This window comes from Streptomyces sp. GDS52 (genome assembly GCF_052246875.1).
Classification (GTDB): Bacteria; Actinomycetota; Actinomycetes; order Streptomycetales; family Streptomycetaceae; genus Streptomyces; species Streptomyces cathayae.
In genome coordinates, this window is the sequence record NZ_CM125966.1 from 3,032,132 (window position 1) to 3,045,973 (window position 13,842).

Consider the following 13,842-nt stretch of genomic DNA (forward strand, 5'->3'; position numbering starts at 1 on the left):
GGGAGGACACCACGGGGCGACGGACGCCCCGGGCACGTCGGGACGCGCCCGTCGTGCGGGGCGCCCGTCGCGCGGGGCGTCCGGTGCCGGTCAGGCCGCGGCGGCCGACACCCGCCCGGACTCCTCGGCCAGGGTGGTGTCGACGGGCGAGGAGTGGACCGAGTCGTAGGCGTCACGGTCGAGCAGACCCTCGCGCGCGGAGACGACGACCGGGACCAGCGCCTGCCCGGCGACGTTGGTCGCGGTGCGGATCATGTCCACGATCGGGTCGATGGCGAGGAGCAGGCCGACGCCCTCCAGGGGCAGGCCGAGCGTGGAGAGGGTGAGGGTCAGCATCACCGTCGCGCCGGTGAGGCCGGCTGTGGCGGCGGAGCCGACCACCGAGACGAAGGCGATCAGCAGGTAGTCGCCCACGCCCAGCGGGACGTCGAAGATCTGGGCGACGAAGATCGCGGCGATGGCGGGGTAGACCGCGGCGCAGCCGTCCATCTTCGTGGTCGCCCCGAACGGGACGGCGAACGACGCGTACTCCTTGGGCACGCCGAGGCGCTCGGTGACCTTCTGGGTGAGCGGCATGGTGCCGACGGAGGAGCGGGAGACGAAGGCCAGCTGGATCGCGGGCCAGGCACCCTTGAAGAACTGGACCGGGTTGACCTTGGCGACGCCCGCGAGCAGCGCCGGGTAGACGCCGAACAGGATGATCAGGCAGCCGATGTAGACGTCGGCGGTGAAGGTCGCGTACTGGCCGATCAGGTCCCATCCGTAGGTCGCGATGGCGTTTCCGATGAGGCCGAGGGTGCCGAGCGGGGCGAGGCGGATGACCCACCACAGCGCCTTCTGGAGGAGTTCGAGGACGGACTCGCTCAGGGTGAGGATCGGCTGGGCCTTCTCGCCGAGCTGGAGGGCGGCGATACCGGCGACAGCGGCCAGGAAGACGATCTGCAGCACGTTCAGCTCGGTGAACGGTGTGATCACGTCGGTCGGCACGATGCCGGTGAGGAAGTCGAGCCAGGAGCCGGACTTCTCGGGCTTCCCGCCGTCCGCGGGGGTGAGTCCGGTGCCCGCGCCGGGGTTGGTGAGCAGGCCGATCACCAGGCCGACGGTCACCGCGATCAGCGAGGTGATCAGGAACCAGAGGAGGGTGCGCGAGGCCAGCCGGGCCGCGTTGTTGACCTTCCGCAGGTTGGTGATGGAGACCAGGATCGCGAAGAAGACGAGCGGCGCCACGGCCAGCTTGAGCAGGCCGATGAAGATGCCACCGGTCTTCTCCAGGGCCGTGACCAGCCAGGTGACGTCCTGGCTGCGGCCGAGCCAGCCGAGCAGGACGCCCAGGAACAGGCCGGCGAGTATCTGGACCCAGAAGGGGACCCTTATGGGCAGCCTGAAGGACTTCGTGTTCGTGGACACGGACATGCTCCGTCGGGGGGGGAGAAGGGGGATGCGTGAGGACAGGAGGTGGCGCCGGGGCAGCGGAGCGCCGCGGACGTGGGAAGTGCCGCGCACGGGAGGGCCGGGCCTCCGTGGGCGTCAGGACGTCAGGGCGCCGGAAACGTCAGGGGCGACAGTTCGCGGTGGTGACCCGGCAGAGGTCCACGTGCAGGCGTGCCACGAGGGGGACCCTCCGGGGCGTGGGGAACACGGCTGCTGACTTCACCCCTCGACCTTAACACCTGCCCTTTGAGACTCCCATAGCCTTACTTTGAGAGGCGGAGATCAAAAAGTACCCACACAACACAAAGCACCCCGGTTTCCATGGGTTTGACGGAAACCGGGGTGTCGGACGACGCGGACGGAGCGGCCCACGGGTGAGGGACCTCACACCGCCTACGAGGTCTGTGCCTGCCCCTGCTGGGTCTGGGCCTGGCTCTGCGTCTGGGTGCGGGCCGCGTCGTCGGCCACGTCCTCCTGGTTGCGGTCGGCCTCCAGCTTGGCCTTCGCCCGGTCGACCCGCCGCACGATCCGCTCCGAGGCCCGGTCCCGTTCCTTGCGCAGCACGACGAGGCTGATCGGGGCCGAGATCAGCATGGCGAGCAGGATCATCCACAGACCGTTGGAGTCGCCGAGGCCACGCGGGGCGAGGCCGGAGTAGACGAGCCCCCAGACGACCAGGAGGCAGCCCACGAAGATCCCGAAGCGCATCAACGTGTAGCGGAGCATCTCATCCACTCTCCCGGACGAACGGTCAGAACGTGTCCCAATGGGACATCCTCCAGTGAAGCACGCCCACCCCCGAAGCCCCCGGGCGGGGGTCAGGCCAGCGGCAGCAGCATGACGACGTCGTCCCGCTCGTCGCCCGGGGCCACCCGGATCGCGCCGGGGATCCGGCCGACCTCCTTGTAGCCGCAGGAGCCGTAGAACCGCTCCAGGCCGAGCCCGCCGCGGCAGGTGAGCCGTATCCCCTCGATGCCGGGGAGGGTGCGGGCGGCCCGTTCCGCGGCGGCGAGCAGGTCACGGCCGTACCCCTTGCCCTGGTGGCGGGGGTGGACCATCACCGTGTACAGCCAGAGCCAGTGGGTCATCAGCCGGTGGGCGTTGAGGGTGAGGAACGCCGTCGCGGCCACCCGCCCCTCCTCGTCGTACCCGACGAGCAGCCGGGACCGCTCCTCGGCCATCGCCACGAACTGCCGCACCAGCTCCGGACGGACCTCGTCCCGCGTCACCGGCGGCACGAAGCCGACGGCACCGCCCGCGTCGGTGACGTCGACCCACAACTCCAGGATGCCGTCACGGAGTTCCGGAGTGACGGGCGGATCCAGCGTGAAATCGAGAGGCACGGTACGGATTCTCCCTCTTCTCTTCGGAACTCGTCTTGAAACTCGTCTCCCTCAGACCCGCATCGGCTGCGGGGACTCGCGGCGGGCGGGGTCGGCGGCGTCGTACTCGCGGATGATCTCGTACCGCGTGTTGCGCTCCACCGGGCGGAAGCCGGCGTCGCGGATCAGGTCCAGCAGGTCCTCGCGGGTGAGCTTGTCCGGCGTGCCGAAGTCGTCCGCGTCGTGGGTGATCTTGTACTCGACGACGGAGCCGTCCATGTCGTCCGCGCCGTGCTGGAGGGCGAGTTGGGCGGTGTTGACGCCGTGCATCACCCAGAAGACCTTGACGTGCGGGACGTTGTCGAAGAGGAGCCGGGAGACGGCGAACGTCTTCAGCGCCTCGGCGCCGGTCGCCATCTGCGTCCTGGCCTGGAGGCGGTTGCGGACCTTGCCGTCCTTCATGTCCACGAAGTCGTGCTGGTAGCGCAGCGGGATGAAGACCTGGAAACCGCCGGTCTCGTCCTGGAGTTCACGCAGCCGCAGCACGTGGTCGACGCGGTGGCGGGGCTCCTCGATGTGGCCGTAGAGCATGGTGCAGGGCGTCTTCAGCCCCTTCTCGTGCGCCAGCCGGTGGATCCGCGACCAGTCCTCCCAGTGGGTGCGGTGGTCGACGATGTGCTGCCGGACCTCCCAGTCGAAGATCTCCGCGCCGCCGCCGGTGAGGGACTCGAGCCCGGCGTCGATCAGTTCGTCGAGGATCTCGGAGGCGGACATCCCGGAGATGGTCTCGAAGTGGTGGATCTCGGTGGCGGTGAACGCCTTCAGGGACACGTCCGGCAGCGCGGCCTTCAACTCGCGCAGGGAACGCGGGTAGTAGCGCCACGGCAGGTTCGGGTGGAGCCCGTTGACGATGTGCAGCTCGGTGAGGTTCTCCGCCTCCATCTCCTTCGCGAGCCTCACCGCCTCCTCGATGCGCATCGTGTACGCGTCCTTCTCCCCCGGCTTGCGCTGGAAGGAGCAGTACGCGCAGGAGGCGGTGCACACGTTGGTCATGTTGAGGTGGCGGTTGACGTTGAAGTGGACGACGTCGCCGTTCTTCCGCGTCCGCACCTCGTGCGCCAGCCCGCCCAGCCAGGCCAGGTCGTCCGACTCGTACAGCGCGATGCCGTCCTCGCGGGACAGCCGCTCACCGGAGCGGACCTTCTCCTCCAGCTCGCGCTTGAGCCCGACGTCCATGCCGATACCTCTTTCTGAGTTTCCCCGTTCCCCCGGGGGATCCTGCGACAGACTCCGCCCACCGTAACGCCCCGGCTACCGGACCTCTTCGGGCAGCTCACCGACGCGGTTCTCCCACTTCGTGGAGAGCACGATGGTGCTCCGGGTCCGGGAGACGCCCTTGGTGCCGGACAGCCGGCGGATGGTCCGCTCCAGCCCGTCCACGTCGGCCGCCCGCACCTTGAGCATGTAGGAGTCCTCGCCGGCGATGAACCAGCAGTCCTCGATCTCCCTCAGGTCCTTCAGCCGCTGCGCCACATCCTCGTGGTCGGCGGCGTCGGAGAGCGAGATGCCGATCAGGGCCGTCACCCCGAGGCCGAGCGAGGCGGCGTCCACGGTGGCGCGGTAGCCGGTGATCACGCCGGCCGCCTCCAGCCGGTTGATGCGGTCGGTGACGCTGGGGCCCGACAGTCCGACGAGGCGCCCCAGCTCGGCGTAGGAGGCACGGCCGTTCTCTCTCAGGGCCTGGATGAGCTGCCTGTCCACCGCGTCCATGCGATCGAAGCCTTCCGCTGAAGAGTCTGGAGTTTGCTGAGAGCTGAGAGGTGGTTCGAGTGGTGGTGCTGTGGGTGCTGTGGGTGCTGCCGTGGCTGCTGGTGTCGCGTCGGGCTTCATGGACTCGAAGGGCTCCAGGGAACCTCCGGCCTCCTCGGACTCACTCGGTCCGGGCGGACCCGCCGCCGAGTTCGCCCTTCCACCGGCGGTAGAGCCGGTGCTCGACGCCCGCCGCGTCGAGCACGCGTCCGGCGACGAAGTCCACCAGGTCCTGGATGTGCGTCGCGCCCGCGTAGAAGCCCGGCGAGGCGGGCACCACGGCCGCGCCCGCGTCGTCGAGGGTGACCAGGTGCCGCAGGGTCTGGCCGTTCAACGGGGTCTCCCGGACGGCCACGACCAGCTTGCGCCCCTCCTTCAGGGTCACGCTCGCCGCCCGCTGCAGCAGGTCCTTGGACAGCCCGAGCGCCACCCCGGCCACACAGGCCGTGGAGGCGGGCACGATCAGCATCCCCTTGTGCGGATACGAGCCGGAGGAGGGGCCCGCCGCGAGGTCGCCGGCGGCCCAGTGCCGTACGCCGTCGAGGTCCACGGCGAAGGTGCCGGGCTTGCCGTCCGCCCCCCGGGACAGCCATTCCCGCAGGTCGTCGCGCCAGTGGGCGTCCCTGAAGGAGATGCCGGTCTCGTCCAGCAGGGTGAGTCGCGAGGCACGGCTGACGACGAGGTCGACGCTCTCTCCCGCCTGGAGGAGCGCACGGAGCACGGCAGCCGCATACGGCGTGCCGGAAGCGCCGGACACCCCCAGGATCCAAGGCGTCCGGGTCGTCTCTCCTGGCTTGAGGTGGTTCACGACACCGAGCCTATCCGGCATGGTGGGGTGGGAACCGGGCAAGGGGGTCGGCCCGTTCCCCAGGCGGACGATTCAGACGGAGGGGGTTGCCGTGTCCAACACCGGTTCATCGTGGTCGGGACGCGAGCGGGCGAAGACGGCGGCCGTGGTGATGGCGGCCTGGGTGGCGCTGCTGTGGCTGCTGGAAGTGGTCGACACCGTCTTGGGCCACGCGCTGGACGACTTCGGCGTCGTACCGCGCACGGTCTCGGAGCTGACCGACGTCGTCCCCTCCGCCTTCATCCACTTCGGCTTCGCCCATGTCGCGGCGAACAGCCTGCCGCTGCTGGTGCTCGGCTTCCTCGCCGCCCTGGGCGGCCTGCGCCGGTTCGCCGCCGTGTGCGCGCTGATCATCGTCGCCGACGGGCTGGGGGTGTGGCTCATAGCCCCGGCGCACACCAACACGGCGGGCGCCTCCGGCCTGATCTTCGGCCTCTTCGGCTTCCTGCTGTGCAGCGGCTTCGTGGAGCGCCGGCCGATGGGCGTCGTCGTCGGGGTGCTGGTCGGCGCGGTCTGGGGCGGCTCGATCCTCGCGGGCATCGCCCCCGGCCAGGCCGGCGTCAGCTGGCAGGGCCACCTCATCGGCCTGCTGGCCGGCGTGGCCGCGGCCTTCCTGTTCCGCCGCACCCCCGAACGCCGGGACGCGCTCCCCGTGTGAGGCGGCGCGCTGAGGGCTCCGTGTGCTCCGGTGCCCTCAGGACCTCACGCGCAGCGCGATACGCAGGGTGTCGGTGAGCGCCCGCGTCAGCTCGGCCACGAGATACCGCAGCTCCGCCGGACCCGCCTCGTCCACCAGGTGCCGGGCGTGCCCCAGCAGCACGGCCGCCATCTCCAGCTGGGTGGCCTCCACCGCGTCGGCGCGGCGCGAGACGGGTCCGGGCCGCGCCGGATCGGCGATGACGTAGGCGCGCTTGCCGTCAGAACCGCACCAGGGCAGAAGGCGCGGCTCGCGCCTCTCTCCGGACGCCGGCTCGGCCGTCATGCGACCTCCACCCCGTACATCACGTACGGGCCGTGCCCGGCCGGCCCCAGTGCCACGAGCTCCGCCTCCCGCCGCCGGGCCGCCTGCTCGGCGGCGACGACGTACGGGCGCACCGCCCGGGTGTCCTCACCGGCGAGCGGCTCCTCCGGCCGCCGGGGGCACACACCGGTCCGGTGCACCAGGGTCGGCACGGTGCGCCTGTGCCGTCCGGCTGCCTGCTCCGGCGGGGCGGGCAGCACCGTACGGGCGAGGGCGAGCAGGACCGCGGCGGATGCGAGGAAGAGGGCCGCACAGGGCAGGAGGGCAGGGATAGGCTCGGACACGCGTCAGCTCCTTGTTGGCTGGTGCCGTGCCCCGGGACGGCCGCAATCCGTCGCCGGGGTCTTTCGTCGCGACAGTACTGCAAGTCCACTATGTATTCTAGGGGAACTACAGATCGACTAGCAGTCGTGCCAGACAGAGGATGGCGCGGTGATGGAGTTCGAACCCGAGATCCCCCGCTGGCGGCAAGTGGCCGCCGTAATCCGGTCACGTATCGAAGAAGGCGTCTATCCGCCACGCACGCGCGTCCCCTCGGTGCAGCAGATCGTGGAGGAGTTCGGCATCGCCACAGCCACGGCTCAGAAGGTCAACGTCGGCCTCAAGCGGGAGGGGCTCCTCTACACCGAACCCGGCATGGGTTCCTTCGTCACCGCAGACGCCCTGGACATCCTCAGGAACACCCGCGCCGAGGAAGAGACCACCACCTGACGCGCGAAGCCCCGGCACCGGTGCGGCCAAGGATGCCGTCCTTCGCTCCGGGGGACACACCGCACCAAAAAAGCGTGAGCACTCCGGCCGCAACTGCCCATCTGCCGCTCGTCTGAGCGCCAATGTGACATTCACCGGCCGACTGCTCACGCTTTTCAGCAAGGCCCCGCTCCCGCCCGGGCCCTGTTCCTTGCGAGGTTTCCGCTAGGGGGTCAGCCCCCGCACCAGCAGATCGAGCAGCGCGCAGACGAAAAGCGCGATGCCGATGAAGCCGTTGACGCTGAAGAACGCCCGGTTCAGGCGGGTCAGGTCGGTCGGGCGGACGATGGTGTGCTCGTAGACGAAGGCGGCCGCGACGATCAGCAGGCCGAGCCAGAAGAAGGCTCCGGCGTCGGTGAGGAGCGCGTACCAGACGAACAGGGCCGTCGTCACGGCGTGGCAGGCGCGGGCGCCCCAGACCGCGGCCGGGACGCCGAAGCGGGCCGGGACCGACTTCACGCCGACCTCGCGGTCGGATTCGACGTCCTGGCAGGCGTAGATCAGGTCGAAGCCGCCGATCCAGATGCCGACCGCGAGGCCGAGGACGACCGCCTCCCAGGACCAGGTGCCGGTGATCGCCAGCCAGCCGCCGATCGGCCCCATGGCCTGGGCGAGGCCCAGTATGGCCTGCGGGAAGTCGGTGAACCGCTTGCCGTACGGATAGACCACCATCGGGATCACCGCGATGGGCGCGAGGGCCAGGCAGAGCGGGTTGAGCAGGGCCGCCGCGGCCAGGAACACCACGAGGGCGATCAGCGCGCCGGTCCACGCGTGCTTCACCGACACCGCGCCGGTGACCAGTTCGCGGTGCGCGGTGCGCGGGTTACGGGCGTCGATCTCGCGGTCGATGATCCGGTTGGCGGCCATCGCGAAGGTGCGCAGGCCGACCATGGCGATCGTGACCAGGAGCAGCCGGCCCCAGTGGATGTTCCCGTCCCACTCGTACATCGCGGTGAGGGCCGCGATGTAGGCGAAGGGTAGGGCGAAGACCGAGTGCTCGATCATCACCAGGCGCAGGAACGCCCTCGTGCGCCCCGGCTGCCGCGGTAGCGCGGCGGAGGCCGACGTCACAGTCCGTACTCCTTCCAGCGGCGGTCGACCAGCGCCGCCGTGGCCGGGTCGGACTCGACCATGTCGGGCCAGCCGCCGTCGCGCGTGTATCCCTCCTCGGGCCACTTCTTCGTCGCGTCGATGCCCGCCTTGCCGCCCCAGAACTGCTGGTAGGAGGCGTGGTCGAGATGGTCGACGGGGCCTTCGACGAGGCTGAGGTCGCGGGCGTAGTCGGTGTTGCCGAGCGCGCGCCAGGCGACCTCGTGCAGGTCGTGCACGTCGCAGTCGGAGTCGACGACCACGATCAGCTTGGTCAGCGACATCATGTGGGCGCCCCAGACCGCGTGCATCACCTTCTGGGCGTGCTTGGGGTACTTCTTGTCGATCGAGATGATCGCGCAGTTGTGGAAGCCGCCCGCCTCGGGGAGGTGGTAGTCCACGATGTCCGGGATGATGATCTTGAGGAGGGGGAGGAAGAAGCGCTCGGTGGCGCGGCCCAGCGGACCGTCCTCCGTCGGCGGCCGGCCGACCACGATCGACTGGAGCAGCGGGCGCTTGCGCATGGTGACGCAGTCGATCTTCAGGGCGGGGAACGGCTCCTGCGGCGTGTAGAAGCCGGTGTGGTCGCCGAACGGGCCCTCGGGGAGCATCTCCCCCGGCTCCAGCCAGCCCTCGATGACGACCTCGGCCTGCGCCGGGACCTGGAGCGGGACCGTCTTGCAGTCGACCATCTCGATCCGCCTGCCCTGTACGAACCCGGCGAACAGGTACTCGTCGATGTCGCCGGGGAGCGGCGCCGTGGAGGCGTACGTCACGGCGGGCGGGCAGCCGAAGGCGATGGCGACCGGGAGCCGCTCACCGCGCCGGGCGGCCACCTGGTAGTGGTTGCGGCTGTCCTTGTGGATCTGCCAGTGCATGCCGATGGTGCGCTTGTCGTGGCGCTGGAGCCGGTACAGGCCGAGGTTGCGGATGCCCGTCTCGGGGTCCTTGGTGTGGGTGAGGCCCAGGTTGAAGAAGGAGCCGCCGTCCTTGGGCCAGGTGAACAGCGCGGGAAGCTGGTCGAGGTCCACGTCGTCGCCGTGCAGGACGACCTCGTGCACCGGGGCGTCCTTCACCTTCTTCGGCGGTACGTGGGTCATCGAGCCGAGCTTGCCGAACGCCTCGCGCACGCCGATGAAGCCCTGGGGGAGCTCGGGTTTGAGCAGACCGCCGATCTTCTCGCTGATCTCGCTGTACGACTTCAGGCCGAGCGCCTTCAGCAGCCGGCGGTCGGTGCCGTACACATTCATCGCGAGGGGCATGCTCGAGCCGCGCACGTTCTCGAAGAGCAGTGCGGGACCGCCGGCCTTCTGCACCCGGTCGACGATCTCACCGACCTCGAGATGCGGGTCGACCTCTGCCTTGACGCGCTTGAGGTCACCCTCGCGGTCCAGGGCCCTCAGCAGGGAGCGAAGATCGTCGTAAGCCATGGGGCCAAGTATCCCCGAACGGTTACCCTGGGCCTGTACCTGGGGGCTGTGCCGCCGTCCCCGACCACCCCTTCTCTGGAGAGGCCCATGCTCCGGGTGCTGATGTTCCTCGTTCCCCTCGCGCTGAGCGTCTACGCGTTCATCGACTGCATCAGCACGAAGGACGAGGACATTCGTCACATGCCCAAACCACTGTGGGCGATCCTCGTGCTGCTGTTCCCGCTCGTCGGCTCCATCTCGTGGATCATCGCGGGCAAGAAGCGGCACCCGATGGGCGCGGGCGGCCAGGTCGGTTCCGCCTGGAGCCGGGGTGGCGGCGGGCAGCAGTGGGTCGCCCCGGACGACAACCCCGACTTCCTCAAGTCGCTGAACGAGGAGAAGAACCGGGACCCGGACGAGGGCCAGGGCGACAAGGACGTCGACAAGGGCAAGGGCACGGACGGCTAGGGCACGGTCGGCCGGAGCCCGGTCGGCCAGGACACGGCCAACGGCGTCGGGCGTCCTTCGCACCGCCGTTCGGGGGACCATCCGTTCCGACGAAAAGCACCGACACGCCGCGTATCAGTTCGTGGAGACGGCATTCCCCTGATCGGGTCTGTCTCACCTGCGAACGGAGACGCCCCCGTGCGAATGACCGACATCCAACGGTGCGGAATCCGGCCGGGACGGCTCGTCGAGTGGACACTCAGTCCAAGGACCCTGGACATCGCTGCCGTGCTGCCGGAGGACGTGCGGCCACCGGCATACATCCAGGAGTCCCACATCAGGACGGCCCGGTCCGTCCGTGACGACGGCCTGTTCGTGCCGACCTGGCTCGGCGCGGCCTTCGACATCCCGGGCCCGGTCGACCTCGACGTGCTGCAGGAGGCCCTGCGCGACTGGACGCTGCGGCACGAGACGTTGCGCAGCGGCTTCCGCTGGACCGGCGACGCGGGCGCCCCGATGCGCCGGTTCACGCTCGCGCCGGAGGAGGTGTCGCTGCACCGCGAGGACGTCGGCGACTTCCCGGACGCGACCCGGCTGGCCCGCCACCTCCAGGACCGCTTCGACACGACGGCGGACGCGCTGCGCTGGCCCAACCTCATCTACACGGCGGTCGTCCACGACGACGGCACCAGCGTGTACATGGCCTTCGACCACAGCAACGTCGACGCCTACTCCCTCTACCGCATCCCCGCCGAGATCCACGAGCTGTACGCGGCCGGCCTCACGGGCCGGGCCGTGGAACGTCCCCCGGTCGGCAGCTACGTCGACTTCTGCCAGGCCGAGCGGGCGGAGGCGGACCGGATCGACGGCACCCACGACATCGTCGGCCGCTGGCGGGAGTTCATCCAGCGGTGCGACGGGCGGCTGCCCTCCTTCCCCGTCGACCTCGGCCTGACGCCCGGTGGCGGGCTGCCCGAGCAGAGGCTCATGCGGGAGCCGCTCGTGGGCGCGGCCGACGCCGCCGGGTTCGAGGCGTACTGCCGTCCCCAGGGCGGCAGCCTGGTCGGCATCCTGGCCGCCACCGCGCTCATCGTCCACGAGATCGGCGGGGAGCCCGTCTACCGCACGGTCGTGCCGTTCCACACCCGGACCAGGTCCCGGTGGTCGCAGTCCGTGGGCTGGTACGTCGGCGGCGCGCCGATCGAGATCCCCGTGGAGCGGGCGACCGACTTCCCGAGCGCGCTGCGCACCGTGCGCGAGGCGCTGCACGCCAACCGGCGGCTGTCCCGGATGCCCATCGACCGGGTGCTGCGCCTGCTCGGCACGGACTTCCGTCCCACCTCCCCGGACCTGTACTCGATCGTCTCGTACACGGACTCCCGCGACATCCCCGGTTCCGACCGCTGGACCGACCTGAACGCGTACGGGCTGCTCAGGGTGTCGTACGGCGACCAGGTGTGCGCGTGGGTCACCCGGCTCCGGGAGGGCCTGTGGTTCGCGAGCCGCCACCCGGACACCGAGATGGCGCACAAGAACCTGCGGCTGTACGCGGAGCGGCTGCGGGACGTCGTCACGAGCGCCGCCCGGGAAAAGGGCCCTGCCTGAGCCGGGCCTCGGCGTGCCCCGGCCGCCCGAGGGCCCTCTCGGGACATGCGGAGGGCGGGGCCCGAAAGCCCCGCCCAAGCCGTAAGAAACCCCAGGTCAGGGCCAGACCAGGCAGTACGCCTGGTGTCCCGCCTCGTGCAGGCGGTGGCTGAAGTCCTGCCACTCGTGCAGCGAATGGGAGGGGCGGGGCGCTGGCCTGGGGTCTTATGGGGGAATGTGCGTTGACCTGGGAAAACTTTTCTACGTAGTTCTCACCGGTCAACGCCGTTTTTCAGGCTCATGTGCCCTGGATGTGCCCTGGAGCGGCCGAGCCGCACCTACTGCGTGGCCGAGGTCGCCTGCGCTGTCGAAGCGCCCTATCTGCGACACCCGCTTCCAGGAGTTTCCCCAGGTGAGGGTCGTGACCTGCGGTAACGTCGGCGGTGGGGCGCGTGGGCTGCGAAAAGGTGCTCCCAAGTTCTCACGTGTGCACGAGCTTTCTCGACCTCGTGTGTGCTGAATACGTTCGAGCTGGGCGGCTGGGCCGTTTCGTTTGGATCAGCCGGTCGTTGGTTCGGGTGTGCCGTTGTCTGACGTGCAGTGGGCACGGACCGATCCGTCCTTCCGGGTTGGACACCGAACGGGCGGCCGGTGGCGCGGCGTGTGGTGCGGGCCGGGGTGGCGCCTGAGCGGGTGTTCGCGGTGGCGGACGCGATCGCGGCCCGGTGGTGGGAGCAGGCCCTGTGCTGGGAGGACGAGGAGATCCGGACGTACCGCCCGCACCTGCCGGCGGAGGCCAGCGTGTCACGCGGCGCCGACGCCACCCCGGGGGCATCCTGTGGGCACTTGCGATCGCGGGGGCAGCCGACGAGAAGGGTCCGGTCATGCGGGTGTCGTCGCAGGGCGTTACGGTCGTGGCTCTCCTGGCGGATCCGGACGCGCCGACGGAGATCGCGCAGCGCATGGCCCGGACACTGCCTGATCGGCTCGCCGACAAGTCGGGCCAGGGGCGACGGTTCGAGGTCGAGGTGGTCAGTGAGCCCTTCACCTCGGGGACGGAGGACCCGCCCACCTTGATGCGCCGGATGATGGACCGCGGAGGTGCGGAGAACTGGGACATCGTCGTGGCCCTCACCGACCTTCCGCTGCACTCACACGGGCGCAAGCTCGCTGTGGATCTGAGTCACGAACACGGCCTGGCGCTGCTCTCCCTCCCTTCGCTGGGGGGCCTGCGTCTGCAGACGAGGGCCCGGCGGGCGGTGGAAGAAGCCGTGCTCAGCTTGGCGGGTCCGCGAGCCACTGGGGCTGAAGGACCTCCGCAGAGTCAGCCGCTTCTGGGGCCCTTTGCCGGTCGTCTTGTGCCTATCCATCCGGGCCCGGTCGGTGAACAGGAGACCGCCGATCTGCGGTACGTCGTCAGCGGGCCACGCGGTTACCTGCGAGTGCTCGTCGGTATGGTCCGCGCCAACCGGCCGTGGCGGTTGGTGCCGGGTCTGTCGAAAGCCCTGGCGGCCGCACTCGCCACGGGGGCCATCGCCACCCTGGACTCCACCACCTGGAGCCTCGCTGAGGCCCTGAGCGCGCCACGCCTCGTGATCGCCATGGTCGGGTCGGTCGGGCTCATGATCGGCTGGCTGATCGTAGACGGGGAGCTGTGGCATCGATCAACAGAAGGCTCACCGGAGGCAAGGCAGAGGGCCAGGCTCTACAACGCCTCGACGGTCGTGACTGTGGGTATCGGGGTGCTCGTCTGCTACGTGGGTTTGATGGTCATCAACTTGGTGTGGGCGCTCTTCATCCTCAACGACCAAGTGTTCGCTTCCATGACGCGAACCCCGCTGCACGCCACGGAGTACTGGACGTTGTCCTGGTTCGTCGCTTCGGTCGCCACGGTGGGCGGCGCGCTGGGATCAGGCTTGGAGAGCGACGAGGCGATCCGGGCAGCCGCCTACTCCAAGCGCGAACAGGAACGTCGCCGCGTGCTGCAGGACGACCACGGTGACTAGTTCGTTTTCATCAGCTGATCGATCGGTGCGTGGTCGTTTCGCGTCGGGGGCCGACGGGGACCCGGACGCTATGCCGCCGGAGCTCCGCCTGGCGGGCCGGCGGCGGCACCACCGTTCCACCTGATCC

At 69.8% G+C, this 13,842-nt stretch carries 16 protein-coding genes; 5 read left to right on the plus strand and 11 right to left on the minus strand.

Annotated features, from left to right (window positions below):
* Positions 1–90 precede the first annotated feature (90 nt).
* The 7 genes from ACTWJ9_RS13690 to ACTWJ9_RS13720 form a co-directional block, all read right to left on the minus strand.
* Positions 91–1,413, minus strand: a complete 1,323-nt coding sequence (locus tag ACTWJ9_RS13690) for a dicarboxylate/amino acid:cation symporter (RefSeq protein ID WP_388704756.1) — start codon at positions 1,411–1,413, stop codon at positions 91–93.
* Positions 1,414–1,552: 139 nt separating this feature from the next.
* Complete coding sequence (locus tag ACTWJ9_RS13695; RefSeq protein WP_341483685.1) at positions 1,553–1,654, minus strand: putative leader peptide; 102 nt, start codon at positions 1,652–1,654, stop codon at positions 1,553–1,555.
* 170 nt (positions 1,655–1,824) lie between these two features.
* Positions 1,825–2,157: a DUF4229 domain-containing protein gene (locus ACTWJ9_RS13700; RefSeq protein WP_279334532.1), complete on the minus strand. Its 333-nt coding sequence runs from the start codon at positions 2,155–2,157 to the stop codon at positions 1,825–1,827.
* Between the two features lie 92 nt (positions 2,158–2,249).
* Positions 2,250–2,774 (minus strand): GNAT family N-acetyltransferase, encoded by a 525-nt coding sequence (locus ACTWJ9_RS13705; protein WP_279334533.1) that lies wholly within the window; start codon positions 2,772–2,774, stop codon positions 2,250–2,252.
* A gap of 51 nt (positions 2,775–2,825) precedes the next feature.
* The gene (gene mqnE / locus ACTWJ9_RS13710; RefSeq protein ID WP_279334534.1) at positions 2,826–3,989 is read right to left on the minus strand and encodes an aminofutalosine synthase MqnE; all 1,164 of its coding nucleotides are present in this window, start codon (positions 3,987–3,989) and stop codon (positions 2,826–2,828) included.
* A 75-nt stretch (positions 3,990–4,064) separates the two neighbouring features.
* A complete protein-coding gene (locus ACTWJ9_RS13715; protein ID WP_279334535.1) occupies positions 4,065–4,523 on the minus strand; it encodes an Lrp/AsnC family transcriptional regulator in 459 nt (152 codons plus the stop codon).
* Between the two features lie 160 nt (positions 4,524–4,683).
* Positions 4,684–5,391: a UbiX family flavin prenyltransferase gene (locus tag ACTWJ9_RS13720; RefSeq protein ID WP_279334536.1), complete on the minus strand. Its 708-nt coding sequence runs from the start codon at positions 5,389–5,391 to the stop codon at positions 4,684–4,686.
* 70 nt (positions 5,392–5,461) lie between these two features.
* Here ACTWJ9_RS13720 and ACTWJ9_RS13725 point away from each other — a divergent pair, with 70 nt between their 5' ends.
* The gene (locus tag ACTWJ9_RS13725; RefSeq protein WP_388704764.1) at positions 5,462–6,067 is read left to right on the plus strand and encodes a rhomboid family intramembrane serine protease; all 606 of its coding nucleotides are present in this window, start codon (positions 5,462–5,464) and stop codon (positions 6,065–6,067) included.
* A 36-nt stretch (positions 6,068–6,103) separates the two neighbouring features.
* On the opposite strand, the gene ACTWJ9_RS13730 is transcribed toward ACTWJ9_RS13725, so the two are convergent.
* Complete coding sequence (locus ACTWJ9_RS13730; protein WP_443295757.1) at positions 6,104–6,391, minus strand: hypothetical protein; 288 nt, start codon at positions 6,389–6,391, stop codon at positions 6,104–6,106.
* On the minus strand, positions 6,388–6,714 hold the full coding sequence (locus ACTWJ9_RS13735; RefSeq protein ID WP_443295758.1) for a hypothetical protein: 327 nt from the start codon (positions 6,712–6,714) through the stop codon (positions 6,388–6,390). The genes ACTWJ9_RS13730 and ACTWJ9_RS13735 overlap by 4 nt, the downstream gene beginning before the upstream one ends.
* Before the next feature lie 151 nt (positions 6,715–6,865).
* On the opposite strand from ACTWJ9_RS13735, the gene ACTWJ9_RS13740 reads away from it, so the two are divergent.
* A complete protein-coding gene (locus tag ACTWJ9_RS13740) occupies positions 6,866–7,141 on the plus strand; it encodes a GntR family transcriptional regulator (protein WP_387039542.1) in 276 nt (91 codons plus the stop codon).
* A gap of 204 nt (positions 7,142–7,345) precedes the next feature.
* On the opposite strand, the gene mqnP is transcribed toward ACTWJ9_RS13740, so the two are convergent.
* On the minus strand, positions 7,346–8,251 hold the full coding sequence (gene mqnP / locus ACTWJ9_RS13745; RefSeq protein WP_384212409.1) for a menaquinone biosynthesis prenyltransferase MqnP: 906 nt from the start codon (positions 8,249–8,251) through the stop codon (positions 7,346–7,348).
* Complete coding sequence (locus ACTWJ9_RS13750; protein WP_279334541.1) at positions 8,248–9,699, minus strand: menaquinone biosynthesis decarboxylase; 1,452 nt, start codon at positions 9,697–9,699, stop codon at positions 8,248–8,250. The genes mqnP and ACTWJ9_RS13750 overlap by 4 nt, the downstream gene beginning before the upstream one ends.
* An 87-nt stretch (positions 9,700–9,786) precedes the next feature.
* Between ACTWJ9_RS13750 and ACTWJ9_RS13755 the strand changes: the two genes are divergently transcribed.
* From ACTWJ9_RS13755 to ACTWJ9_RS13765, 3 genes are all read left to right on the plus strand, one after another.
* Positions 9,787–10,146: a PLD nuclease N-terminal domain-containing protein gene (locus tag ACTWJ9_RS13755; protein WP_279334542.1), complete on the plus strand. Its 360-nt coding sequence runs from the start codon at positions 9,787–9,789 to the stop codon at positions 10,144–10,146.
* A gap of 177 nt (positions 10,147–10,323) precedes the next feature.
* A complete protein-coding gene (locus tag ACTWJ9_RS13760; RefSeq protein ID WP_279334543.1) occupies positions 10,324–11,730 on the plus strand; it encodes a condensation domain-containing protein in 1,407 nt (468 codons plus the stop codon).
* A gap of 863 nt (positions 11,731–12,593) precedes the next feature.
* Positions 12,594–13,715, plus strand: coding sequence for a hypothetical protein (locus ACTWJ9_RS13765; RefSeq protein ID WP_384211572.1), 1,122 nt, complete (start codon positions 12,594–12,596; stop codon positions 13,713–13,715).
* Positions 13,716–13,842: the final 127 nt, after the last annotated feature.

What these genes read in the sequence shown, in the direction of transcription:
- ACTWJ9_RS13690 (WP_388704756.1), bottom strand. Translation starts at nt 1,413, where the DNA reads ATGTCCGTGTCCACGAACACGAAGTCCTTCAGGCTGCCCATAAGGGTC.
- ACTWJ9_RS13700 (WP_279334532.1), bottom strand. Translation starts at nt 2,157, where the DNA reads ATGCTCCGCTACACGTTGATGCGCTTCGGGATCTTCGTGGGCTGCCTC.
- mqnE (WP_279334534.1), bottom strand. Translation starts at nt 3,989, where the DNA reads ATGGACGTCGGGCTCAAGCGCGAGCTGGAGGAGAAGGTCCGCTCCGGT.
- ACTWJ9_RS13715 (WP_279334535.1), bottom strand. Translation starts at nt 4,523, where the DNA reads ATGGACGCGGTGGACAGGCAGCTCATCCAGGCCCTGAGAGAGAACGGC.
- ACTWJ9_RS13720 (WP_279334536.1), bottom strand. Translation starts at nt 5,391, where the DNA reads ATGCCGGATAGGCTCGGTGTCGTGAACCACCTCAAGCCAGGAGAGACG.
- ACTWJ9_RS13730 (WP_443295757.1), bottom strand. Translation starts at nt 6,391, where the DNA reads ATGACGGCCGAGCCGGCGTCCGGAGAGAGGCGCGAGCCGCGCCTTCTG.
- ACTWJ9_RS13740 (WP_387039542.1), top strand. Translation starts at nt 6,866, where the DNA reads ATGGAGTTCGAACCCGAGATCCCCCGCTGGCGGCAAGTGGCCGCCGTA.
- ACTWJ9_RS13750 (WP_279334541.1), bottom strand. Translation starts at nt 9,699, where the DNA reads ATGGCTTACGACGATCTTCGCTCCCTGCTGAGGGCCCTGGACCGCGAG.
- ACTWJ9_RS13755 (WP_279334542.1), top strand. Translation starts at nt 9,787, where the DNA reads ATGCTCCGGGTGCTGATGTTCCTCGTTCCCCTCGCGCTGAGCGTCTAC.
- ACTWJ9_RS13765 (WP_384211572.1), top strand. Translation starts at nt 12,594, where the DNA reads ATGCGGGTGTCGTCGCAGGGCGTTACGGTCGTGGCTCTCCTGGCGGAT.